The sequence below is a fragment of the Cupriavidus sp. WGlv3 genome, from assembly GCF_023952475.1.
Classification (GTDB): domain Bacteria; phylum Pseudomonadota; class Gammaproteobacteria; order Burkholderiales; family Burkholderiaceae; genus Cupriavidus; species Cupriavidus phytorum.
The window spans coordinates 1-936 of the sequence record NZ_JALHRX010000114.1 but is presented as its reverse complement, the minus strand read 5'-3'; the positions used below and the strand labels follow the sequence as shown (position 1 = coordinate 936).

At 62.8% G+C, this 936-nt stretch carries 1 pseudogene; it reads left to right on the top strand.

Annotated elements, in window-relative coordinates:
- Positions 1-283: 283 nt before the first annotated feature.
- A pseudogene (locus tag MKD38_RS30720) lies at positions 284-936 on the top strand (IS21 family transposase); the annotation flags it as partial.

Below are 936 nucleotides of genomic sequence, written 5' to 3'. Positions count from 1 at the left end.
TGCGTATTTCGGGGCGCTTGATCAGCGATTTCGGGGGAACGTGATCACCTGTTTCGGCGGGAAGCTGCTCGCTGGTTTCGGCGGAACGTGATCACTTCGACGACGCTGCCGAAATCGGTGATCACGATCCCGAAACGAGTGATCACGTTGCCGAAATAGGTGATCAAGCAGCCGAAACGGGTGATCACGCACCGTAATGGGGCCGGGCAAGGGCTGGGGTGGGACTGCGCATGGACTAGAACGCCGGCGATACGCTGCTTCCTTTTTGCAAGGAAGCAAGCTGATGCCGGCCAACCGGATGACCATGCGCAAGATCAAGGAAGTGCTTCGCCTGAAATGGGCGTGTGGCCTTTCGCACCGGCAGATCGCTAGGGCGACGGGTGTGAGTGTTGGTGCCGTTTCGCAGTACGCGCGATGGCGAAGGCAGCGGGGCTGGATTGGGCGCAGGCGGATAGCCTGAACGAGGATACGCTGGAGCAGCGGCTGTTCGGCGCACAGAAGCCGGCCAACAGCCCGGGCGGACGGGTGACGCCGGACTTCCCCTACCTGCACCGCGAGCTGCGCCGCAAGGGCGTGACACTGCAGTTGCTGTGGGAGGAATACCTGGACGCGAATCCCGGGGTCCCCATTTACCAATACACGCAGTTCTGCTGCCGTTACCGGGACTGGGCAGCGACACTCAAGCGGTCCATGCGCCAGCAGCACCGCGCCGGCGAGAAGCTGTTTGCGGACTTCGCAGGTCAGATGGTGCCGATTCTGGACCCGGAAGGCGGCCTTGCGTTTGAAGCCAGCATCTTCGTCGCTGTGCTTGGCGCGTCGAATTACACATACGCGTGCGCCACCCGGGGGCAGACCACCGCCGACTGGATCGGGGGAATGGTCTGTGCGATGGAATTCGCCGGCGGCGTGCCTGAGCTGCTTGTGCCGGACAACCCG